The sequence below is a fragment of the Streptomyces olivochromogenes genome (genome assembly GCF_021538895.1).
Taxonomy (GTDB): domain Bacteria; phylum Actinomycetota; class Actinomycetes; order Streptomycetales; family Streptomycetaceae; genus Streptomyces; species Streptomyces olivochromogenes_A.
Genome location: NZ_JADDRL010000016.1, coordinates 96,133 through 116,818 on the forward strand (window position 1 = coordinate 96,133; position 20,686 = coordinate 116,818).

Below are 20,686 nucleotides of genomic sequence, written 5' to 3' on the forward strand. Positions count from 1 at the left end.
GGCTTGTCGCGCAGTTCCCCGCGCCCCTTGGGTGGGGAAAGGCCCCCGGTGCTGTTCAGCGCCGGGGGCCTTTCATTGCTTACTCAGGGTTAGGCCTGGGGCAGCCTGTCGAGCTGGGCCTGGATTCGCGTGATGTCCTCGTCGGCCTTGGTCAGGCGGGTGCGGATCTTGTCGACGACCTGGTCCGGGGCCTTCGCGAGGAACGCCTCGTTGCCGAGCTTGGCCGTGGCCTGGGCCTTCTCCTTCTCGGCGGCGGCCAGGTCCTTGGCCAGGCGCTTGCGCTCCGCGGCCACGTCGATCGTGCCGGAGAGGTCGAGGGCGACCTCGGCACCGGCGACCGGCAGGGTGGCCGTGGCCGTGAAGGCCTCGCCCTCCGGCTGCAGGCGCAGCAGCTGGCGGATGGCCGCCTCGTGCGGAGCCAGGGCCGTGCCGTCGAGGATCAGGCGGGCCGGGACGCGCTGGCCGGGCTGCAGGCCCTGGTCGGCGCGGAAGCGGCGGACCTCGGTGATCACGGACTGGAGCGTCTCGATCTCCCGCTCGGCGCCCGCGTCACGGAAGCCGCTGTCGGCCGGCCACTCGGCGATGACGACCGACTCGCCACCGGTGAGGGTGGTCCAGAGGGTCTCCGTGACGAACGGGACGACCGGGTGCAGCAGGCGGAGGGTGACGTCGAGGACCTCGCCCAGGACGCGCTTGGAGACCTCGGCCGGCTCGCCGCCCGCCTGGAACGTCGTCTTGGACAGCTCGACGTACCAGTCGAAGACCTCGTCCCACGCGAAGTGGAAGAGGGCGTCGGACAGCTTGGCGAACTGGAAGTCGTCGTAGAACGCGTCGACTTCGGCGATGACGGAGTTGAGGCGGGACAGGATCCAGCGGTCGGTCGCCGACATCTTCGCCGGCTCCGGCAGCGGGCCCTCCACCGTCGCGCCGTTCATCAGCGCGAAGCGGGTGGCGTTCCAGATCTTGTTGGCGAAGTTGCGCGAACCCTGGACCCAGTCCTCGCCGATCGGGACGTCGACGCCCGGGTTGGCGCCGCGCGCCAGGGTGAACCGGAGCGCGTCGGAACCGTACTTGTCCATCCAGTCCAGCGGGTTGACCGCGTTGCCGAAGGACTTCGACATCTTCTTGCCGAACTGGTCGCGGACCATGCCGTGCAGGGCGATGGTGTGGAACGGCGGGGTGCCGTCCATCGCGTACAGGCCGAACATCATCATCCGGGCGACCCAGAAGAAGAGGATGTCGTAGCCGGTGACCAGGACGGAGTTCGGGTAGAACTTCGCGAGCGACTCGGTCTGTTCGGGCCAGCCCAGCGTGGAGAAGGGCCACAGGCCGGAGGAGAACCAAGTGTCGAGGACGTCCGTGTCCTGACGCCAGCCCTCACCGCTCGGGGGCTCCTCGTCCGGGCCGACACAGACGACTTCGCCGTCCGGGCCGTACCAGACCGGAATCCGGTGGCCCCACCACAACTGCCGCGAGATGCACCAGTCGTGGAGGTTGTCGACCCAGTCGAAGTACCGCTTCTCCATCTCCTGCGGATGGATCTTGACCTTGCCCTCGCGGACCGCGTCACCGGCGGCCTTGGCGAGCGGGCCGACCTTGACCCACCACTGCATGGACAGGCGCGGCTCGATGGTGGTCTTGCAGCGCGAGCAGTGGCCGACGCTGTGGACGTACGGCCGCTTCTCGGCGACGATCCGGCCCTCGGCGCGCAGCGCGGCGACGATCGCCGAGCGGGCCTCCAGGCGGTCGAGGCCCTGGAAGGGGCCGGGGGTGGTGATGACGGCGTGCTCGTCCATGACGGTGATGGACGGCAGGTCGTGCCGCTGGCCGATCTCGAAGTCGTTCGGGTCGTGGGCCGGGGTGACCTTGACGGCGCCGGTACCGAACTCGGGGTCGACGTGCTCGTCGGCGACGACCGGGATGGAACGCTCGGTGAGCGGCAGCCTGATGTGCTTGCCGATCAGGTGCTTGTAGCGCTCGTCCTCGGGGTGAACGGCGACGGCCGTGTCACCGAGCATGGTCTCGGCACGGGTGGTGGCGACGACGATCGTCTCGTCGCCCTCGCCGTACTTCATGGAGACGAGCTCGCCGTCGTCGTCCTGGTACTCGACCTCGATGTCCGAGATCGCCGTCAGACAGCGCGGGCACCAGTTGATGATGCGCTCGGCGCGGTAGATCAGCTCGTCGTCGTACAGGCGCTTGAAGATGGTCTGGACGGCCTGGGAGAGACCCTCGTCCATGGTGAAGCGCTCGCGCGACCAGGCGACGCCGTCGCCGAGGCGGCGCATCTGGCCGCTGATCTGGCCGCCGGACTCGGCCTTCCACTGCCAGACGCGCTCGACGAAGGCCTCGCGGCCGAGGTCGTGGCGGGACTTGCCCTCCTTGCCGAGCTCGCGCTCGACGACGTTCTGGGTGGCGATGCCGGCGTGGTCCATGCCCGGCTGCCACAGCGTCTCGAAGCCCTGCATGCGCTTGCGGCGCGTGAGGGCGTCGATGAGGGTGTGCTCGAAGGCGTGCCCGAGGTGCAGGCTGCCCGTGACGTTCGGCGGCGGGATGACGATGGTGTACGCGGGCTTGTCGCTCTTCGCGTCCGCCTCGAAGTAACCCCGCTCCACCCAGCGCTCGTACAGCGGCCGCTCTACATCGGCCGGCGCGTACTGGGTCGGCAGTTCGGTGTCGGGCGCGGGTGGCTGCTGATGAGCGTTCTCGGTCACGGGGGTCAGTTTAGAGGTGTCACGACCCAGTCCCGAAACGCGTTTGTTGTGTAACGGTGCGGCCCCCGGTGCGGTGTGCTTCCAGCGGCTGGGCCAGGATGTCAGGAACACATAAGCTCCGGAGGGGAACCCACGTAATGAGTCACAACCAGCCGGGCCCGTACGGCGGGCAGCCCCAGCAGCCCGGACCGTACGGCCAGCCGGGCCCCTACGGCCAGCAGCCGCAGGCTCCCCAGCCCGGCTACGGCTACCCCCAGCAGGCTCCTCCGGCGCAGCCCGGTTACGGCTACCCCCAGCAGGCTCCGCCCGCCCAGCCCGGGTACGGCTACCCGCAGCAGGGCGGCGCCCCGCAGCAGCCGCCGTACGGCACCGTCCCGCAGCCGCCGGCTCCGGGCGGGGGCAAGAAGAAGACGGGCCTGATCATCGGCGGGGTGGCGGTCGTGGCCGCGATCGCGGTGGTCGCGGCGGTCGCCCTCGGCGGCAACGCCAGCGGCAGCGGCGCGGACATCAAGGACGACGGCGCCCACAAGCTGACGACGCCGGATTCGGTGATCGACGAGACGTACAAGAAGTCGAAGGAGAACTCGACCGACGGTATGACCGACGACGAGCTCAAGGACACCCAGTCGTGGGGCGTCAAGAACCCCAAGGACGTGAGTGCGGGGTACGGCGCGGGCTCGGGCCTGACCATGAAGAGCCTCGGCTTCGCCGGTGTGTACGGCACCATCGACGACCCCGAGAAGGTCCTCGACGCGATGTTCGCCCAGATGAAGAAGGACTCCGAGAAGGACTCGTCCTCGGACGGCAAGCTCGTCGGCAGCCCGGAGAAGGTCACGCCCGCCGGCTTCTCGAACGGCGTCATGAAGTGCCAGAACGTGCAGAGCAACCAGTCGGGCAAGACCACCACCATGCCGATCTGCGCATGGAGTGACCACAGCACGCTGGCCTACGTGATCTCGTTCGACATGGCCGGCCTCGCCGCGGGCAAGAGCACCTCGATCGACGAGGCGGCCGAACTGGCCGCGAAGCTCCGCAACGACGTGCGCGTCAAGGCCTGATCGGCACCGGATCCACCGACGGGGCGCCTCATCGACTCGATGAGGCGCCCCGTCAGTCATTCAGCGCCCGTGACCTCACGCGCGACGGCAGGCGGCCCGTGCGGTTGCTGCACATCTCCCGCACCTTCGGGCCCACCCGATACCCATGGCTTCCCACGTAGTTCATGCAGTCGACCTGGTCGGCGCTCGCCGGCGTTGCCGTCACCAGTGGCACGACTGCCGCCGCGGCGGCCACACTTGCCGCGACCAGGAGCCTCTTCGACTGCCGTGTGGCGGGAACACGAGCAATGCCCGGCACTTGTGCAAGTGCCGGGCATTTTCTGGGACTTGGGGTCGGCGTCAGGCCGTCTTCTGCTCGCCGGAGCCGCGGCCACGGGCGTCGCGGGGGATCAGCGTCGGATTCACGTTCGAGTGGACGACGTCCGCCGTGATGACGACGCGGGCCACGTCCTTGCGGGACGGCACCTCGTACATCACCGACATGAGGACCTCCTCCATGATGGCGCGCAGACCACGCGCGCCGGTCTGGCGGAGGATGGCCTGGTCGGCGATGGCCTCCAGGGCCTCACGCTCGAAGTCCAGCTCCACACCGTCGAGTTCGAAGAGACGCTGGTACTGCTTGACCAGCGCGTTGCGGGGCTCGACGAGGATCTGGAGCAGGGCCTCACGGTCGAGGTTGTGGACCGAGGTGATCACCGGGAGACGGCCGATGAACTCGGGGATCATGCCGAACTTGACCAGGTCCTCCGGCATGACGTCCTCGAAGACGTCCTTGGACTCGAGCTCGCGCTTGGAGCGGATCGTCGCGCCGAAGCCGATGCCCTTCGCGCCGGCCCGCGCCTCGATGATCTTCTCCAGGCCCGCGAAGGCACCGCCCACGATGAACAGGACGTTCGTCGTGTCGATCTGGATGAACTCCTGGTGGGGGTGCTTGCGGCCACCCTGCGGAGGCACCGAGGCCGTCGTGCCCTCAAGGATCTTCAGCAGGGCCTGCTGGACACCCTCGCCCGACACGTCGCGGGTGATGGAAGGGTTTTCACTCTTCCTCGCGACCTTGTCGATCTCGTCGATGTAGATGATCCCGGTCTCGGCCTTCTTGACGTCGTAGTCGGCCGCCTGGATCAGCTTCAGCAGGATGTTCTCGACGTCCTCGCCGACATAGCCCGCCTCCGTCAGCGCCGTCGCGTCCGCGATCGCGAACGGGACGTTCAGCATGCGGGCCAGGGTCTGCGCGAGGAGCGTCTTGCCCGAGCCCGTCGGCCCGAGCAGCAGGATGTTCGACTTCGCCAACTCGATGGCGTCGTCACGTCCTTGGGCGCCGCCGTTCTCGCCCGCCTGGACCCGCTTGTAGTGGTTGTACACCGCGACGGAGAGGGCCTTCTTCGCGGCCTCCTGGCCGACGACGTAGCCCTCCAGGAACTCGTAGATCTCGCGGGGCTTCGGGAGTTCCTCCCAGCGCACCTCGCTCGTCTCGGCGAGCTCCTCCTCGATGATCTCGTTGCAGAGATCGATGCACTCGTCGCAGATGTACACACCGGGCCCTGCGATGAGCTTCTTGACCTGCTTCTGGCTCTTGCCGCAGAACGAGCACTTGAGCAGATCGCCGCCGTCACCGATGCGTGCCACGGTGTGCTTCCCCTTCGCCTGGGAGACGCCTGGACGCTTTCGAATCCAGCGGCTCCTGGTGCTGCCTTATGTCCGACGGTACCTTGCCGGGCCCCCCGTACGGGCCCCCCTTGGCACGGTTCACTTTGACGTGCACCACGCCAAGGGCGGCGAGAACGCTCGCTCCGCGTCAGCGGACGTCGGCGTTGTTCATCTTCCGCGTCGAGATGATCTGGTCGACGATGCCGTACTCCAGCGCTTCCTCGGCCGTGAGGATCTTGTCGCGCTCGATGTCCTCGCGGACCTTCTCGATCGGCCGGCTGGTGTGCTTCGCCAGCATCTCTTCCAGCTGCGTACGCATCCGGGTGAACTCGTTGGCGATGATCTCCAGGTCGGAGAGCTGGCCGCGGCCGGTGGAACCGGCCGGCTGGTGGATCAGCACGCGGGAGTTCGGCAGCGCCATGCGCTTGCCCGGCGTACCGGCGGCGAGCAGGATGGCCGCGGCGGAGGCCGCCTGGCCCATGCACACCGTCTGGATGTCCGGCTTCACGAACTGCATGGTGTCGTAGATCGCCGTGAGGGCGGTCATGTCGCCACCGGGGCTGTTGATGTAGATCGAGATGTCCCGGTCGGGGTCCATCGACTCCAGGCACAGCAGCTGCGCCATGACGTCGTTGGCGGAGGCGTCGTCGATCTGGACGCCGAGGAAGATCACGCGCTCCTCGAAGAGCTTCGCGTACGGGTCGTACTCGCGGATGCCCTGGGAGGTGCGCTCGACGAAGCGCGGGATGACATAACGGCTGTCGGGCCGCGGCCCCTCGTAGAGGCCGCTGGCGGCGCCGGGGAAGTTGCTCATGTGCTTGTTCACCGTCCTGGTGGCGTTCTGGGGTCTGGAGACTCGGCGGTGCGTGGCGTGGCCGGGCCGGTCAGGCACCGGTGCCGCCGCCTCCCGGAACACCGGAGGCATGCGTGATGATCTCGTCGATGAGGCCGTACTCCTTGGCCTCTTCCGGGGTGAACCAGCGGTCGCGGTCGCCGTCGCGGATGATCGTCTCGACGGTCTGCCCGGAGTGCTGCGCGGTCAGCTCGGACATGCGCTTCTTGGTGCGCATCAGGTACTCGGCCTGGATCTTGATGTCCGAGACCGTGCCGCCGAGGCCCGCGGAGCCCTGGTGCATCATGATGTCCGCGTGCGGCAGCGCGAAGCGCTTGCCGGCGGCACCGCCGGTGAGCAGGAACTGGCCCATCGAGGCCGCCATGCCCATGGCGATCGTGACCACGTCGTTCGGGATGTACTGCATGGTGTCGTAGATCGCCATGCCGGCCGTCACCGAGCCACCGGGGCTGTTGATGTAGAGGTAGACGTCCTTGGTCGGATCTGCGGCGAGGAGCAGCAGCTGTGCGGTGATCTTGTTGGCGATGTCGTCGTCAACCTGCTGGCCGAGGAAGATGATCCGCTCGCCGAGCAGCCGGTTGTAGACCTGGTCGCCGAGGCCACCACCGATGGAAGGCTCGCCGGCGGCGGAGGGCATCAGATTCGTCACGTATCCACCTGCTCGTCTTACGACGGCGCCGGGCCGTCTCACGTCGTCCTGCCGGGGGCTTTCAGGGGACTCCCCTGCCCTCGTATTCATGGACCCTAACGCGCGGGTCCTCTCCGGGAATCCCGGAGAAGGGGGTGTTCGCCGGGGGCGTAGCGCCGTGCGGACGTCCGGACGGGCCCGTGCGGACGTCCGGGTAGGCAAACGGGCCCCGGGTCACCAACGTACCCAGGGCCCGTCCTACGAGCGCGTCAGAGCTGCCGTGGGAGTCAGCCCTCGGCCTTCTCCTCGTCGGCGGCCTCGGCGGCCTCGGCCGTCTCCGTGGCGGCCTCCACCGTCTCGGCCTCGTCCTCGTCCTCGTCGTCCAGGTCGACGATCTCGCCGTTGGTGTCCTTCACCGTGGCGGCCTCGACCACGACGGCCAGGGCCTTGCCGCGGGCGACCTCGCCGACCAGGAGCGGAACCTGGCCGCCCTCGACGACGGCCTGGGCGAACTGGTCGGGGGACATGCCGGAGGAGGCGGCACGCCGCATGAGGTGCTCGGTGAGCTCCTCCTGGTTGACGTTGAGCTTCTCCAGCTTGACCAGCTCGTCGAGGACGAACTGGGTCTTGATGCCCTTGACCGCGGCCTCACGGGTCTCGGTGTCGAACTCCTCGGCGGTCTTGCCCTGGATCTCCAGGTACTTGTCGAGGGTCAGACCCATCTGGCCGAGCTGGTGGTGCTCCAGGTTGTGCTTGCGAGTGTTGATCTCGTCCTCGAGGAGCTTCTCGGGGACGGGCACCTCGACGAGCTCCAGCAGCTTGTCCAGGACACGCTCCTGGGCCTGCGTGGCCTGGTCGTACTGCTTCATGTTCGCGAGGCGCTTGCGGCTGTCGGCCTTGAGCTCGTCGAGGGTGTCGAACTCGGAGGCGAGCTGCGCGAACTCGTCGTCCAGTTCCGGCAGTTCGCGGGCGGCGACCTGGGTGACCTTGACGGTGACCTCGGCCTCCTTGCCGGCCGCCGAGCCGCCCTTGAGCTCGGAGGTGAAGGTGGCCTCGCCACCGGCCTCCAGGCCCTTCACGGCGTCGTCGATGCCGTCCAGCAGCTCACCGGAGCCGATGGTGTACGAGACACCCTCGGCCACGCCGTCCTCGAGGACCTCGCCCTCGACCTTGGCCTGCAGGTCGATGGTGATGACGTCGCCGTCCTCGGCGGCCCGCTCGACCGGGGCGGTGGAGGCGAAGCGCTCGCGGAGCTGCTCGACCGACTTCTCGATGTCCTCGTCGGTGACCTCGACGGCGTCGACCTCGACCTCGATGCCGGAGTAGTCCGGGATCTCCAGGGCCGGGCGGATGTCGACCTCGGCGGTGAAGTTCAGCGTCTCGCCGTCCTTCAGCTCGGTGATGTCGACCTCGGGCTGGCCCAGCGGGCTGAGCTCGGCCTCGTTGACCGCCTCGGTGTAGAACTTCGGCAGCGCGTCGTTGACGGCCTCCTCCAGCACGGCGCCACGGCCGAACCGCTGGTCGATGACGCGGGCGGGGATCTTGCCCTTGCGGAAGCCCTTCACCGTGACCTGCTGGTTGATCTTCTTGTACGCCGCGTCGAGGCTGTCCTTGAGCTCCTCGAAGGGCACCTCGACAGTGAGCCGAACCCGGGTCGGGTTCAGGGTCTCCACGGCGCTCTTCACGGTTCGGTCTCCTTGTGGCTGACTTCTTGGATACTGCCGAGCCAGACAGGTCCGGCGGATTTCGCCGCCCGGAGGAGTTCGTAGGCCGAGTGGGCCGGGACACACGGGCGCGCAGCTTGCATAGTAACCGCAGCGGCCGAACGCCCCAAAAGGCGATCACGCCGAGTCACGCATGTCGGTGGTCGGGGTGGCGGGATTTGAACCCACGGCCTTCCGCTCCCAAAGCGGACGCGCTACCAAGCTGCGCCACACCCCGTCTGGTGCGACACGTAGGGTACATGCCCGCAGGCAGTGCGGCCGCCGCATTTCCCGAGCGTCCGGGTGCGCGGTGGCGCGGCGGGCAATAGAGGTGTGCGGCGACGGCGTACGACCCGCTACGATGCCTTCTGTGCCGCGGTCGCCGAACCTGCGGCGCGCGCTGTGCGGGCGTAGCTCAATGGTAGAGCCCTAGTCTTCCAAACTAGCTACGCGGGTTCGATTCCCGTCGCCCGCTCCATACGGCTCAGGGCCAGGTCGGAGGATGATTCCTCCGCCTGGCCCTGATCGTTTCCCGGAGCTGTGATCCGCTCTAGTGGGTCTTCAGTTCCCCGATCCGCGCCACCGGCGTTCCCGTCTTCGGGCATACCCACACCGCCGCGTCCGTGCGGAGCGTCGCCGTCAGTGGATGCGTGTCCGGGTGCGTCGGGCACTGCGGCCAGACCGCCGAGGCGCCTTCGGACCACAGTGCCTCCACCGCCCAGTCCTGGACCTGCTCCGCCAGGTGCACGAGCAACTCCGCGGCGGTGCCGTCCGGATGTGGTGTCAGGCCCTGGCCTGAACCGTCCGGGGCCCAGAGCGTGATCTCGGTCGCGTCGTCCCAACGTATGTCCGGCTGCACCGCGCACTGTGCCCGGAGGTCTCGCAGGACTGTCTCCACGCCTTCGGAGAATTCCATGTCGTTCACTGGGGCTCCTGATCACCTCGGTGGGGGGGAAGTTCCTCCCAGTCACCCGATCACAGGTGCCGTATGTTCACGGTGAACACGGAGCGTATGCCGTACGGCACGTAGAGCGCGTCGCCGACCAGGACCAGGGGGGTGCTGGCCGGGCCGGTGGAGTCGGAGGTGCCGCCGTCGTCGCGGCCGGGGCGGGTGGCCCTGACCCGGCCGGTGCGCAGGTCGAGGGCGGCCAGCCGGCCCGTCGGGGAGGCCAGGTAGAGGCGGGTGGACGTGGCGGTCGGCGGGCCGGGCTGCTCGACCGTGGAGTTGCTCCGCCACAGCAGGCGGCCGGTGCGCGGCGAGAAGGCGTGGACGCTGCCGCTGGTGAAGGTGCAGTACAGGATGCCGCGCTCCAGGTAGGCGCCGCTGACGGCGGCCTCGGGCCGGGACAGCCGCACGGTGGTCACCACGTGCGAGGGGACGTGGACCAGGGTCAGCGTGCGCAGCGTGCCCATGCCGTCGGCCAGGACGAGGTGCTCCCCGGCCTGGCCGAGGACGCTCAGCGCGCCCTTGGCCGTCACCGACCACCGGGACCGGCCGGTGGCCGGGTCGAGCTCGGTGACGGTCGTGGCGGAGAGGCTGTAGTCCTTGCCGAAGGCCCCGCAGAGCATGTACACGCGTCCCGCGGCCCCGCCGAGCTGGCAGGCGCCCTTGTCGTTCGCCGCCGAGTACCGCATGGGCCGCTTCCAGCGGATCTTGCCGTCGGAGGCGCCCAGCAAGGCGTACGACTGCCCCTTGTCGCCGTATACGGCGATGACGCCCCGGGGCGTGGGCACGGCGTAGCCCTCCTCGCCGCCGGTGAGGACCTCGCCCTCGCCGGTGACCGTCTTCCACAGCGCCTTGCCGGTGCGGGCGCTCAGGGCCTGGACCGAGTAGCGGGTCCGGGTGGCGTCACGGTCGGTCGCGGCCGTGCGGTCGTCGACGCCCCAGACGTACACGGTGTCGCCGCGGGTGCCGATGATCGTGCCGCCGCTGCCCGCGCTGCTGCCGCCGGGCGTCGAGTCGACGGGGAGGGCCCAGGTGTTGCGGCCGCGGGCCAGGTCGAAGCGGGTCGCCATGATGCTGTCGCCCGCGCACACCAGGGACGGGCCGGCGGCCACGCAGCGGCTGAAGGAGCCGCTGGGAAGCGCGTCCGGGTCGTGCGGGGACGGAACCCTCGACTGCTGGTGCCAGGGCCGCCAGCCAGCCGGAAGGGCGTCCGGGGTGCCGTGGCCCTGGCGGCTGACGGCGAAGGTCGTACCGGCAACGGCCAGCACGGCGGCGACGGCACCGGAGACCAGCCACCAGCGGTGGCGCCGCCCGCGCGGCCGTTTCGGGCCCGCGGCGTCCCCGGACGCGGACCGCGGACCCGGCGCGGGCAGGCGGCCGTCGCGCAGCAGGGTCAGCAGTTCGTCGGGGGTGGGGCGGGACTTGGGGTGCTTTTCCAGACAGAACCGGACGAATGGGAGCAACTCCTGGGGTACGCCGTCGAGATCGGGGGTGCCCTCGACGACCCGGGTCGCCGTCTCCCAGGGGTTGGAGCTGTCGAACGGGCCGCGCCGGGTGGCGGCGTACACCAGGACCGCGCCGAGGGAGAAGATGTCGGCGGCCGGGCCGACGTCGTGCGGGGAGGAGAACTGCTCCGGGGACATGAAGGGCGGGGTGCCCATCACGCGGCCGGTCTGCGTCAGGACGTCGGAGGGGCCGAACTCGGCGGCGCGCGAGATGCCGAAGTCGATGACGCGCGGGCCGTCCTCGGCCAGCATCACGTTGGCCGGTTTCAGGTCCCGGTGGACGACGCCGGCGCGGTGGATGTCGCGCAGCGCCTCGGCGAGTCCGGCGGCGAGTTCGCGCAGCCGGTCCACGGACAGCGGGCCGTGGCGGCGGACATGGGTGCCGAGGTCCTCGCCCGGTATGTAGAGCGTGGCCATCCAGGGGCGCGACCCGTCGGCGTCCGCGTCCACGACGGGGGCGGTGAAGGCGCCGCTGACCTGACGGGCGGCGGCGACCTCGCGGCTGAAGCGGATACGGAACTCGTCGTCGTCGGCGTACTGGGCGTGGACGACCTTGACGGCGAGCCGGCGGCCGGAGGCGGAGCGCGCCAGGTAGACCACGCCCATGCCACCGCTGCCCAGACGGTCCTCGATCCGGTAGCCGCCCACCTCGGCCGGATCGGACTCCCGCAGCGCCATCCCCGTACATCCCCCCGCTGTTCGATTGTCCCGCCGTGCCGCCGGTCAGAAGCTGATCGAGTTGATCGTTTCCGCTATCGAGTTGAGGAACCGGTTGATGGACGGAGCCATGCCGGTCGAGGCGAGGAAGAAGCCGAACAGCACCGCGACGATGGCGGGGCCGGCCTTGATGCTCCCTCCTCGGATCATGACCACCAGGATGATCGCCAACAGCAGCACCACGGACAGTGAAATGGCCACACTGATCACACCCTAGGTCGGTCCGCTCTCCCGGCCCGGGGGTACATCCCCGCACCCCCGCCAGAACCATCGTGCCACCAACCCGGCCCCCGTATGCGACGCGTGACGCATCGTCGGGAACGGGCCCGCCTCCGGCGATCTTCCGCACAGCAATTCGAGGGCGCTCGCGCGTGCGGCTGGCAAGGAATATGAACAACATCATTTCCGTGTCCACATACCTTGTTCGCAGGTAATTCGAATTGTTGACGCAGAGACGACCCTATGCACCAATTAGTTGGGATGAATCAGGACATCATGGGTGAACGTTGGGCTGCGCTGTGCTGACCGTCACGTAGACAGGGACGTCAACTTCTGTAAATCAATGGGTACCCGAAGCCCTTAACCAGGAAAGACACCGGGGGTTTTACGAAATCCCACAGACAACGCTAGGGTGCCTCAGATGTTTGACGCCGCCTCGTCCCCCGGCCAGAACCGCAGGCCGCTCCCTCCGGCACAGTCGCCGGTGAACGGAGTGCCGAGTCCGCGTGCCCCGATGAGTACGCAGAACAGATCAAGACCGGGCAAACAGCGCGACGCGTTCTTCGACAACGCCAAGTACCTGGCGATCGTGCTGGTCGCGATGGGTCACGTGTGGGAGCCGCTGAAGGGCGACAGCCGCATCCTGGAGGGCGTGTACACCGTCGTGTACACCTTCCACATGCCGGCGTTCATCATCATCTCCGGCTTCTTCTCGCGCAGTTTCGACATGCGCCCGGACCGGGTGAAGCGGCTGATCACCGGCGTCGCCGTGCCGTACGTCCTGTTCGAGACCGCCTACCCGCTCTTCAAGCGGTTCGTCGACCACTCCCCCGACCAGGACATCAGCCTCCTCGATCCCTGGTATCTGACCTGGTTCCTGTGCGCGCTGTTCATCTGGCGGCTGACCACGCCCATCTGGAAGCTGGTGCGCTGGCCGCTGCCGCTCGCGCTCGGCATCGCCATGCTGGCGTCCGTCGCCCCGAACATCGGTGACGACCTGGACCTCCAGCGCGTGCTGCAGTTCCTGCCGTACTTCGTGCTCGGCCTGTGCATGAAGCAGGAGCACTTCCAGCTGGTGCGCCGGCGCTGGGTGCGGATCGCGGCGGTGCCGGTCTTCGCGACCGCGCTGGCCGTCGGCTGGTGGGCGGTGCCCCGGATGAACACCGCGTGGTTCTACCACCGCGACGCCGCGCAGGAGCTGGCCGCGCCCTGGTGGTCGGGACCGGTCATGGTGCTCGCCATGTTCGGCTGCTCGCTGCTGCTGACGGCCTGCTTCTTCGCCTGGGTGCCGGGCCGCAGGATGTGGTTCACCGCGCTGGGCGCGGGCACGCTGTACGGCTACCTGCTGCACGGCTTCCTCATCAAGTACGGCGAGTACCGCGGCTGGTTCGACCATGCCGTCCTGCACCACCCGCTCGGCGAGATCGCGGTCACCCTGCTCGCCGCCGCGGCCGTCACGCTGCTGTGCACGCGGCCCGTGCGGCGGATGTTCCGCTTCGCGATGGAGCCGAAGATGGAGTGGGCGTTCAAGCAGGACGCCGCCGAACTGGCCCGCGAGCGCCAGCGGAAGGAACGCGAGCGCGAGAAGGTCGGCGCCGGCGCCTAGATCAGCCGTCGAGGCCCGGTTCAGCCGTCGAGACCGAGAAGTGCGCGCATCCGTGCGTACTTCTCGGTCAGTCGTCGTCGAAGGGGTTCGTCGAGTACGGCGAGACGCTCCGGGTCCGCGTTGTGCGCCAGGTCGGCCTCCTTCACCAGCAGCGCGCCCGGAGTGTCCAGAATGCGCCGCGCGTACGCCTCCGGCTCCTCCCCCGCCCGCTTGGTGACGGCGAGCACGATGTCCTTCGTACGCCGGCTCAGCGCGGCCCGCTCCAGCCAGTCCTCGCTCAACGCGTCGTCCTCGACGGAGTCGTGCAGCCAGGCCGCCGCGATCTGCTCCTCGTCGCCGCCCCGGGCGCGCACGCCCTCGGCGACGGCCCGCAGATGCTCGGCGTACGGCCGTCCCGCCTTGTCCGTCTGCCCGGTGTGGGCGGCGCACGCGAGGGCCTCGATCTCGGTCAGGGTCAGCTGGGGTTGCGTCTCGGTCACCTCCCCAGTGTCCCCCGGCGCCCGGGGGAGGTCGCTCAGCGCACCGCGGGGGCGGCCTCGCGGCAGATCAGCAGCAGCGCCCGGTCGTCGTTGACGTCCTTGGCGACCGCCTCGATGAGGTGCCAGGCGGCGCCGTGGAAGCCGCCGGCGACATAGCGGTCCGCCTCGCCCGTCAGCCGGTCCATGCCCTCGACGATGTCCCGGTCGGAGGTCTCCACCAGACCGTCCGTGAACACCATCAACACGTCTCCGGGCCGCAGCGATCCCTTCACGGAGTCGAACTGGGCGCCGTCGTACACACCGAGCAGCGGGCCCTCGGCCGCCTTCTCCTCCCAGCGGCCGCTGCCGGCGCTCAGCTGCAGCCCCGGCGGATGGCCCGCCGAGTACAGCTCGTAGTCCCCGGAGTCGAGGTCCAGCACCAGGTGGATGGAGGTCGCGAAGCCCTCGTCCCAGTCCTGGCGCAGGAGGTAGCCGTTCGCCGCCGGCAGGAAGGCGTGCGGCGGCAGCGAGCCCAGCAGCCCGCCGAACGCCCCGGACAGCAGCAGCGCACGCGAGGCCGCGTCCATGCCCTTGCCGGACACGTCCGTGAGGACGACCTCCAGCGTGCGGCCCCCGTTCGTCCGGGCCGCGACCACGAAGTCGCCCGAGAAGGACTGCCCGCCCGCGGGCCGCAGCGCCATCTCCCGGTGCCAGCCCTGCGGCAGCTTCGGCAGCTTGCTCTGCACCCGGATCCGCTCGCGCAGGTCGAACAGCATGGTCCCGCCACGCCGCCACGGCACACCGACCCGGCTGCGGAACTGCGCGGTGAGCAGCCCGAAGAAGCCGCAGGCGGCGACCACGAGGACGATACCCGGAGTGACCCGGGAGGGTCCCTCGGTGTACGGCCCCAGCTTGACCGACTCCACGATGAGCGCCGTGGCCGCGGCCGCGTACAGGCCGAGCAGGCTCGCCGGGCGCAGCAGCAGGCCGCCCGCGACGATCGGCAGCACCAGCGCGGCCGGGGAGAACCACACCGAGTTGGCCAGGGTGATGGAGGCCAGCACGGGGATCGTGAGCAGCAGTCCGGCCAGCGCGATCCAGTCGGAGCCGTCGCCGCGGAAGTAGTCCACGGCGCTTCTGCGCAGGCCGACACGGGCCCGGTGCCATTGCATCTTGCACCGGGCCGTGAACGTCTCGGCCTTCGCGCGCCGCTCTCGTCCTGCTGCCATTAGTTCGGGACCCTATCCATCGGACCAGCCGCTTGGCACGGGAGGTCCCACTTGTCCCCCGTCCGAGGCCGAACTCACAGTGAACGTCATGGCGGCCCGCCCCGCGGCCACCAGGGAGAAATTCGTTCGCTCGCCCCGCGACGCCCTGGTACGCATGATTCATGGGTACTGACCTTGCGAGGGACCGTGCGGTCGAGCTGCGCGCGCTGCGGCGGGACGAGCTGGATGTCTGGTACGACAATCTGCTCCGCGCGTTCGGCGGGGTGCCGGAATCCCCGGACGAGCGGGAGTTGTGGTTCTCGCTCATCGAGATCGACCGTTCGATCGGCGTCTGGGACGGGGACGCGTGCGTCGGCACGGCCGGGGCCTTCAGCTTCCGGCTGACCGTGCCGGGCGGCGCCTCGGTGCCCGCCGCGGGGGTCACGATGGTCGGGGTGGCCGCGACGCACCGGCGGCGCGGGCTGCTGACGTCGATGATGCGGCGGCAGCTGGACGACGTACGGGCGTGGGGGTGGCCGCTCGCGGTGCTGACGGCCTCCGAGCCCGCCATCTACGGGCGGTTCGGGTACGGCGCCGCGACGTTCCACACCAACGCCGAGATCGACACCACCCGGGTACGGCTGTCGGTGCCGCCGGGCACCGATGACGTACGGCTGCGGTACGCCGCTCCGGCCGACGTGCTCGCCGAGACCGAGGCGCTGTACGCCCGGCACGTGCCGCTGCGGCCCGGGATGCTGGCGCGGCAGCCCGGCTGGGAGCGGCTCGGGCTGCTCGACCCGGAGAGCGGGCGGAGCGGGGCGTCGCCCCTGCAGTGCGTGCTGGCCGAGCGGGACGGACAGCGCGTGGGATTCGTCCGTTTCCGGGTCAAACCGGACTGGGAGCCGGCCGGACCCAAGGGCGTGGTGGTACTGGAGCACTTGGAGGCGCTCGACGCCGCCGTGCACGCCTCCCTGTGGCGGTTCCTGTTCGACATCGACCTGACGTCGACGATCGACGCGCGGCGGCGGCCGGTGGACGAGGGCTGGCAGCACCTGGTGTCGGACCTGCGCCGGTGCCGGCTGGTGGTGCGGGACTCGCTGCACGTCCGGCTGGTGGAGCTGGGGGCGGCGCTGGAGGCGCGGACCTACCAGGCGCCGGTGGACGTGGTGTTCGAGGTGGAGGACGACTTCTGCCCCTGGAACGCCGGGCGTTGGCGGCTGACCGGCGACGCGAAGGGGGCGTCCTGCGTGCGCACCCAGGACGCGGCCGATCTGGCCCTGTCGGTACGGGAGTTGGGCTCGGCCTACCTGGGCGGTGTGTCGCTCGTGTCGCTGGCGGCGGCCGGCCGGGTACGGGAGCTGCGGCAGGGAGCGCTGACGGAGGCGTCGGTGGCGTTCGGCTCACCGGTGGCGCCCTGGCTGCCGCACGGCTTCTAGCGCCCGGTCCGCCGGGGCCGCCGGGCCCGTTCCCGGGCCGGGGTCAGCGAGTTTGGCAGGTGGGGCACCAGAAGAGGTTGCGGGCGGCGAGGTCGGCGGTGCGGATGCCGTCGCCGCAGATGTGGCAGGGCAGGGCGGCCCGGCGGTAGACGTACACCTCGCCGCCGTGGTCGTCGACGCGCGGCGGGCGGCCCATCGCCTCCGGGGTGTGCTCGGGGCGGACGGTGTCGATGCGGTTGTTGCGGACGCCCTCGCGCATGAGGTCGACCAGGTCCGCCCAGATCGCGTCCCACTCGGCGGGCGCGAGGTCCCGGCCCGCGCGGTACGGGTCGATGCCGTGCCGGAAGAGGACCTCGGCGCGGTAGACGTTGCCGACGCCGGCGACGACCTTCTGGTCCATGAGGAGGGCGGCGATCGTCGTACGGCTGCGGCGGACGCGGGCGTAGGCGGCGGCCGGGTCGGCGTCGGGGCGCAGCGGGTCGGGGCCGAGGCGGTCGTGGATCGCGTGCTTCTCGTCGTCCGTGATCAGTGCGCAGGTGGTGGGGCCGCGCAGGTCGACGTACGAGGTGGCGTTGGCCAGCCGCAGGCGGACCGTGTCGGCGGGCGGGGGCGCGGGGGCGGCGCCGAAGGCGACCTTGCCGAAGAGACCCAGGTGGATGTGGATCCACTCGGCTTCGCGGAAGCCGAGGAAGAGGTGCTTGCCGTGGGCCTCGGTGCGGGTGAGCTCCGCTCCGGTGAGCAGGTCGGCGGCGTCGGAGAACTTGCCCTGGGGGCTGGTGACTCGGGTGGGCGTGCCGGAGAAGCGGTCGGCGTAGTCCTGCGCGAGCCGGTGGATCGTGTGCCCCTCTGGCACGGTGGCCGTGTCCTTTCCTGCCGCCCGGGGCTTAGCCCCGCGCCCGGGGCTTAGCCCCGGACCCCGTCCTGTTGTCCACCTCGAACGGGGGGCCGGGCCCCCCGTTCGGCGTCAGTCCTGCTGCGGGTGGTGGGCCGGGATCGGGGGCAGGTCGCCCGTCGTCTCGTAGGCCGACAGCATGTCGATGCGGCGGATGTGGCGCTCGTCACCGGAGAACGGGGTGTTGAGGAAGGTCTCGACGAACTTCGTCGCCTCCTCCTGCGTGTGCATACGCGCGCCCACGGCCACCACGTTGGCGTTGTTGTGCTGGCGGCCGAGCGAGGCGGTCTCCTCGCTCCAGGCGAGGGCGGCACGGACACCCTTGACCTTGTTCGCCGCGATCTGCTCGCCGTTGCCGGAGCCGCCGATCACGATGCCGAGGGCCTCGGGGTCCGCGGCCGCCTTCTCCGCGGCCCGCAGGCAGAAGGGCGGGTAGTCGTCCTGGGCGTCGTAGATGTGGGGGCCGCAGTCGACGGGGTCGTGACCCGCCTCCTTGAGCCACTCGACGAGGTGGTTCTTGAGTTCGAAGCCCGCATGGTCGGAGCCGAGATACACGCGCATGGGACGAGTGTGACACGGCTGATCCAGGGCAGCAGCTTCGGGTGCACGCCAGGGAAAATGTGGCTCAAACCATAGAACCTCAAGGGAACCTCAAGTAACAATCCGAAATCAAAGGTTCCAGAATTCGTTCGCCTCCGATTCACTGGACCGACTCGTACACCGCTCGTACGGGAAAGCCCAACAGGCGCAAAGGAAATCCGCCCATGACCCCTGGTTCCGGACTTCAGGCAGGACTCAAAAACCGCCATCTGTCGATGATCGCCATTGGCGGCGTCATCGGCGCCGGACTCTTCGTCGGCTCCAGTACCGGTATCGCCACCGCAGGCCCCGGCATCCTTCTGTCGTACGCACTCGTCGGCACACTCGTGGTGCTGGTGATGCGCATGCTCGGTGAGATGTCGGCCGCCAACCCGACCTCCGGCTCCTTCTCGGCACACGCCGACCGGGCCCTCGGCCGCTGGGCCGGGTTCTCCATCGGCTGGCTGTACTGGTTCTTCTGGGTGGTGGTGCTGGCCGTGGAGGCCACCGCCGGCGCCAAGATCCTCGAAGGCTGGATCCCGGCCGTCCCGCAGTGGGGCTGGGCCCTGATCGTGATGGTCGTGCTCACCGCCACGAACCTCGTCTCCGTCGGCTCCTACGGCGAGTTCGAGTTCTGGTTCGCCGGGATCAAGGTCGTCGCGATCGGCGCGTTCATCGTCGTCGGCGCGCTCGCCATCTTCGGCGTGCTGCCCGGCGTGCACAGCGACAAGGCCAGTTTCGGCAACCTCACCGACCACGGCGGCTTCCTGCCGCACGGTCCCGGCGCCATCCTCACCGGCGTCCTGCTCGTCGTCTTCTCCTTCATGGGCAGCGAGATCGCCACCCTGGCCGCCGGCGAGTCGGAGAACCCGCAGCAGGCCGTCACCAAGTCGACCAACAGCATCATCTGGCGTATCGGCGTCTTCTACCTCGGCTCGATCCTCGTGGTCGTCTCCCTGCTGCCGTGGAACGACCCGGCGATCAAGGAGAAGGGCTCGTACGTCGCCGCCCTCGACTCCCTGGGCATCGCGCACGCCGGCGAGATCATGAACTTCATCGTGCTCACCTCGGTGCTGTCCTGCCTGAACTCGGGCCTCTACACGGCCTCCCGCATGGCGTTCTCGCTGGGCCAGCGCGGCGACGCGCCGAAGGCGTTCGCGAAGACCACGTCCCGCGGTGTGCCGATGGCGGCGATCATCGCCTCCGTCGTCTTCGGCTTCGTCGCCGTCTTCTTCAACTACAAGTTCCCGGACTCGGTCTTCCTCTTCCTGGTCAACTCCAGTGGTGCGGTTGCCCTGTTCGTGTGGCTGGTCATCTGCTTCTCGCAGCTGCGGATGCGGAAGATCATCCAGCGCGAGGCGCCGGAGAAGCTGATCGTGAAGATGTGGCTGTACCCGTACCTGACCTGGGCGACGGCCGCGCTGATCGTGTTCGTCCTCGGCTACATGCTGACCGACACGGAGGGCGAGAGCAGCGGCCGTACGACCGTGCTGCTGTCGCTGCTGGTCGCGGCGGTCGTGATCGCCGTCGCCGTGGTCAAGCAGAAGCTCGTGGGCGACCGGGCCGCGGTGGCCACGGCCGACGAGGCCCCGGCCGACAAGGTGTCCGTCGGCTGACGCCGACGACGAACCCGTCGCCGTGACGAGGGGAGGGAGCCCGCGGGCACCCTCCCCTCGCGCGTTTCCGCACGGCCTCGCGCTCGGCGGTCTCACAGCACCGTGAAGCTGTCCTTGACCTTGCCGTACGTCTTCAGCGCCCGGGCCTCCGCGTCCGGCTGGTACCAGGTGTTGATCTGGTACGACTTCCCGTCCACGTCGAAGCCGAGCAGCTGGGCGTGCCAGGGGACGCCCTTGAGCGTGAAGGTGTACTCCCACACGACCGCCGGGTGGCCCTGGAACGTCGTGTCCTCCAGGCGGATCTTGACGTAGTCCTGGCCCCGGTGGGCGTTCTGCTCCGAGGTGCGCCAGGTCTCCATCAGGTCGCCGCGGGCGAGGGACGACTTGCCCAGGAGTTCCTGGCGGCCGTCGGGGGAGGTGTAGTGCACCTCGGCACCGGTCTTCGTGTCCCGCCGCCAGCCCTTCGGTGTCACCCAGGCGAACCCGCCCGCCTCGCGGTGCGCGCCCGGCGGCAGACTCCGCGGCCGGGACGTGCCCTCGACGGTGGGCGACGGCGACGCCTCTTCGGAGCTCGCGGCGGCCGACGAGGAGCCGGCCCGCGTGTCCCCCTTCGGCCCACCCGCCGACATGGTCAACAGCACCGCGACCACGACACCGACGGCCACGACTCCGAGAGCGGCGAGGATGCCGGTACGGCGACGGGCCGGGTGGCCGGCGGGTCCGACGGCCGCCCCTGGGGGCAACCCGACGGTGTGAGACCCACGCGGCCCCGGTCCCGGACCCGGCCTGCGCTGGGTCACGGCTTCGGCCTGAGCGCGGGTGGGCGAGACGCCGGGGTGAGGTTGCGGCCCCGGCCCCCGGGCCGGTCCGCCGGAGTTACTGGAGGGCGTCTCGGAACGTG

At 69.6% G+C, this 20,686-nt stretch carries 17 protein-coding genes and 2 tRNA genes; 5 read left to right on the forward strand and 14 right to left on the reverse strand.

What is annotated here, in order from left to right:
• Nucleotides 1-89: 89 nt before the first annotated feature.
• Nucleotides 90-2,714 carry a valine--tRNA ligase gene (locus IPZ69_RS10770; RefSeq protein WP_235453819.1) on the reverse strand — a complete coding sequence of 875 codons (2,625 nt, stop codon included), beginning with the start codon at nucleotides 2,712-2,714 and terminating at the stop codon, nucleotides 90-92.
• Nucleotides 2,715-2,851: 137 nt separating this feature from the next.
• Here IPZ69_RS10770 and IPZ69_RS10775 point away from each other — a divergent pair, with 137 nt between their 5' ends.
• Complete coding sequence (locus IPZ69_RS10775) at nucleotides 2,852-3,772, forward strand: hypothetical protein (protein ID WP_235453820.1); 921 nt, start codon at nucleotides 2,852-2,854, stop codon at nucleotides 3,770-3,772.
• Between the two features lie 339 nt (nucleotides 3,773-4,111).
• Here the strand turns inward: IPZ69_RS10775 and clpX are convergent, their stop codons facing one another.
• The 5 genes from clpX to IPZ69_RS10800 all read right to left on the reverse strand — a co-directional run bounded on the left by clpX (nucleotide 4,112) and on the right by IPZ69_RS10800 (nucleotide 8,841).
• Nucleotides 4,112-5,398, reverse strand: coding sequence for an ATP-dependent Clp protease ATP-binding subunit ClpX (gene clpX, locus IPZ69_RS10780; RefSeq protein WP_235453821.1), 1,287 nt, complete (start codon nucleotides 5,396-5,398; stop codon nucleotides 4,112-4,114).
• A 169-nt stretch (nucleotides 5,399-5,567) separates the two neighbouring features.
• Nucleotides 5,568-6,233 (reverse strand): ATP-dependent Clp protease proteolytic subunit, encoded by a 666-nt coding sequence (locus IPZ69_RS10785; RefSeq protein ID WP_235453822.1) that lies wholly within the window; start codon nucleotides 6,231-6,233, stop codon nucleotides 5,568-5,570.
• Nucleotides 6,234-6,303: 70 nt separating this feature from the next.
• Nucleotides 6,304-6,909 carry an ATP-dependent Clp protease proteolytic subunit gene (locus IPZ69_RS10790; protein WP_235453840.1) on the reverse strand — a complete coding sequence of 202 codons (606 nt, stop codon included), beginning with the start codon at nucleotides 6,907-6,909 and terminating at the stop codon, nucleotides 6,304-6,306.
• A 278-nt stretch (nucleotides 6,910-7,187) separates the two neighbouring features.
• Nucleotides 7,188-8,585 (reverse strand): trigger factor, encoded by a 1,398-nt coding sequence (gene tig, locus IPZ69_RS10795; protein ID WP_235453823.1) that lies wholly within the window; start codon nucleotides 8,583-8,585, stop codon nucleotides 7,188-7,190.
• A gap of 179 nt (nucleotides 8,586-8,764) precedes the next feature.
• Nucleotides 8,765-8,841 (reverse strand) — tRNA-Pro (locus tag IPZ69_RS10800).
• A gap of 166 nt (nucleotides 8,842-9,007) precedes the next feature.
• On the opposite strand from IPZ69_RS10800, the gene IPZ69_RS10805 reads away from it, so the two are divergent.
• Nucleotides 9,008-9,081: transfer RNA gene (locus IPZ69_RS10805), tRNA-Gly, on the forward strand.
• A 72-nt stretch (nucleotides 9,082-9,153) separates the two neighbouring features.
• On the opposite strand, the gene IPZ69_RS10810 is transcribed toward IPZ69_RS10805, so the two are convergent.
• The 3 genes from IPZ69_RS10810 to IPZ69_RS10820 are packed head-to-tail and all read right to left on the reverse strand — an operon-like array spanning nucleotide 9,154 to nucleotide 11,972.
• A complete protein-coding gene (locus IPZ69_RS10810) occupies nucleotides 9,154-9,519 on the reverse strand; it encodes a hypothetical protein (protein WP_235453841.1) in 366 nt (121 codons plus the stop codon).
• Nucleotides 9,520-9,578: 59 nt separating this feature from the next.
• The gene (locus IPZ69_RS10815) at nucleotides 9,579-11,732 is read right to left on the reverse strand and encodes a protein kinase domain-containing protein (protein WP_235453824.1); all 2,154 of its coding nucleotides are present in this window, start codon (nucleotides 11,730-11,732) and stop codon (nucleotides 9,579-9,581) included.
• 45 nt (nucleotides 11,733-11,777) lie between these two features.
• Nucleotides 11,778-11,972 carry a hypothetical protein gene (locus IPZ69_RS10820; protein ID WP_235453825.1) on the reverse strand — a complete coding sequence of 65 codons (195 nt, stop codon included), beginning with the start codon at nucleotides 11,970-11,972 and terminating at the stop codon, nucleotides 11,778-11,780.
• A 532-nt stretch (nucleotides 11,973-12,504) separates the two neighbouring features.
• Here IPZ69_RS10820 and IPZ69_RS10825 point away from each other — a divergent pair.
• Nucleotides 12,505-13,596, forward strand: coding sequence for an acyltransferase family protein (locus tag IPZ69_RS10825; RefSeq protein WP_235453826.1), 1,092 nt, complete (start codon nucleotides 12,505-12,507; stop codon nucleotides 13,594-13,596).
• Nucleotides 13,597-13,616: 20 nt separating this feature from the next.
• Here the strand turns inward: IPZ69_RS10825 and IPZ69_RS10830 are convergent, their stop codons facing one another.
• Entirely contained in the window at nucleotides 13,617-14,075 is a 459-nt protein-coding gene (locus tag IPZ69_RS10830; protein ID WP_235453827.1) for an HD domain-containing protein, read from the reverse strand.
• Nucleotides 14,076-14,110: 35 nt separating this feature from the next.
• Nucleotides 14,111-15,283 (reverse strand): PP2C family protein-serine/threonine phosphatase, encoded by a 1,173-nt coding sequence (locus IPZ69_RS10835; RefSeq protein ID WP_235453828.1) that lies wholly within the window; start codon nucleotides 15,281-15,283, stop codon nucleotides 14,111-14,113.
• A 161-nt stretch (nucleotides 15,284-15,444) separates the two neighbouring features.
• Between IPZ69_RS10835 and IPZ69_RS10840 the strand changes: the two genes are divergently transcribed.
• Nucleotides 15,445-16,698 carry a GNAT family N-acetyltransferase gene (locus tag IPZ69_RS10840; RefSeq protein WP_235453829.1) on the forward strand — a complete coding sequence of 418 codons (1,254 nt, stop codon included), beginning with the start codon at nucleotides 15,445-15,447 and terminating at the stop codon, nucleotides 16,696-16,698.
• 43 nt (nucleotides 16,699-16,741) lie between these two features.
• On the opposite strand, the gene IPZ69_RS10845 is transcribed toward IPZ69_RS10840, so the two are convergent.
• Entirely contained in the window at nucleotides 16,742-17,551 is an 810-nt protein-coding gene (locus IPZ69_RS10845; RefSeq protein WP_235453830.1) for an Fpg/Nei family DNA glycosylase, read from the reverse strand.
• A gap of 111 nt (nucleotides 17,552-17,662) precedes the next feature.
• Complete coding sequence (locus tag IPZ69_RS10850) at nucleotides 17,663-18,151, reverse strand: ribose-5-phosphate isomerase (protein ID WP_235453831.1); 489 nt, start codon at nucleotides 18,149-18,151, stop codon at nucleotides 17,663-17,665.
• A 203-nt stretch (nucleotides 18,152-18,354) separates the two neighbouring features.
• Here IPZ69_RS10850 and IPZ69_RS10855 point away from each other — a divergent pair, with 203 nt between their 5' ends.
• Nucleotides 18,355-19,785 carry an amino acid permease gene (locus IPZ69_RS10855; protein WP_235453832.1) on the forward strand — a complete coding sequence of 477 codons (1,431 nt, stop codon included), beginning with the start codon at nucleotides 18,355-18,357 and terminating at the stop codon, nucleotides 19,783-19,785.
• A gap of 92 nt (nucleotides 19,786-19,877) precedes the next feature.
• Here IPZ69_RS10855 and IPZ69_RS10860 read toward each other — a convergent pair whose 3' ends face one another.
• A complete protein-coding gene (locus IPZ69_RS10860) occupies nucleotides 19,878-20,528 on the reverse strand; it encodes a hypothetical protein (protein WP_235453833.1) in 651 nt (216 codons plus the stop codon).
• Between the last annotated feature and the right edge of the window lie 158 nt (nucleotides 20,529-20,686).

Excerpts from the sequence above, each read along its gene's own strand:
- IPZ69_RS10815 (WP_235453824.1), bottom strand. The coding sequence starts at position 11,732 with ATGGCGCTGCGGGAGTCCGATCCGGCCGAGGTGGGCGGCTACCGGATC.
- IPZ69_RS10790 (WP_235453840.1), bottom strand. The coding sequence starts at position 6,909 with ATGCCCTCCGCCGCCGGCGAGCCTTCCATCGGTGGTGGCCTCGGCGAC.
- IPZ69_RS10850 (WP_235453831.1), bottom strand. The coding sequence starts at position 18,151 with ATGCGCGTGTATCTCGGCTCCGACCATGCGGGCTTCGAACTCAAGAAC.
- IPZ69_RS10855 (WP_235453832.1), top strand. The coding sequence starts at position 18,355 with ATGACCCCTGGTTCCGGACTTCAGGCAGGACTCAAAAACCGCCATCTG.
- IPZ69_RS10835 (WP_235453828.1), bottom strand. The coding sequence starts at position 15,283 with ATGGCAGCAGGACGAGAGCGGCGCGCGAAGGCCGAGACGTTCACGGCC.
- IPZ69_RS10775 (WP_235453820.1), top strand. The coding sequence starts at position 2,852 with ATGAGTCACAACCAGCCGGGCCCGTACGGCGGGCAGCCCCAGCAGCCC.
- IPZ69_RS10810 (WP_235453841.1), bottom strand. The coding sequence starts at position 9,519 with ATGGAATTCTCCGAAGGCGTGGAGACAGTCCTGCGAGACCTCCGGGCA.
- IPZ69_RS10785 (WP_235453822.1), bottom strand. The coding sequence starts at position 6,233 with ATGAGCAACTTCCCCGGCGCCGCCAGCGGCCTCTACGAGGGGCCGCGG.
- IPZ69_RS10840 (WP_235453829.1), top strand. The coding sequence starts at position 15,445 with ATGGGTACTGACCTTGCGAGGGACCGTGCGGTCGAGCTGCGCGCGCTG.
- IPZ69_RS10825 (WP_235453826.1), top strand. The coding sequence starts at position 12,505 with ATGAGTACGCAGAACAGATCAAGACCGGGCAAACAGCGCGACGCGTTC.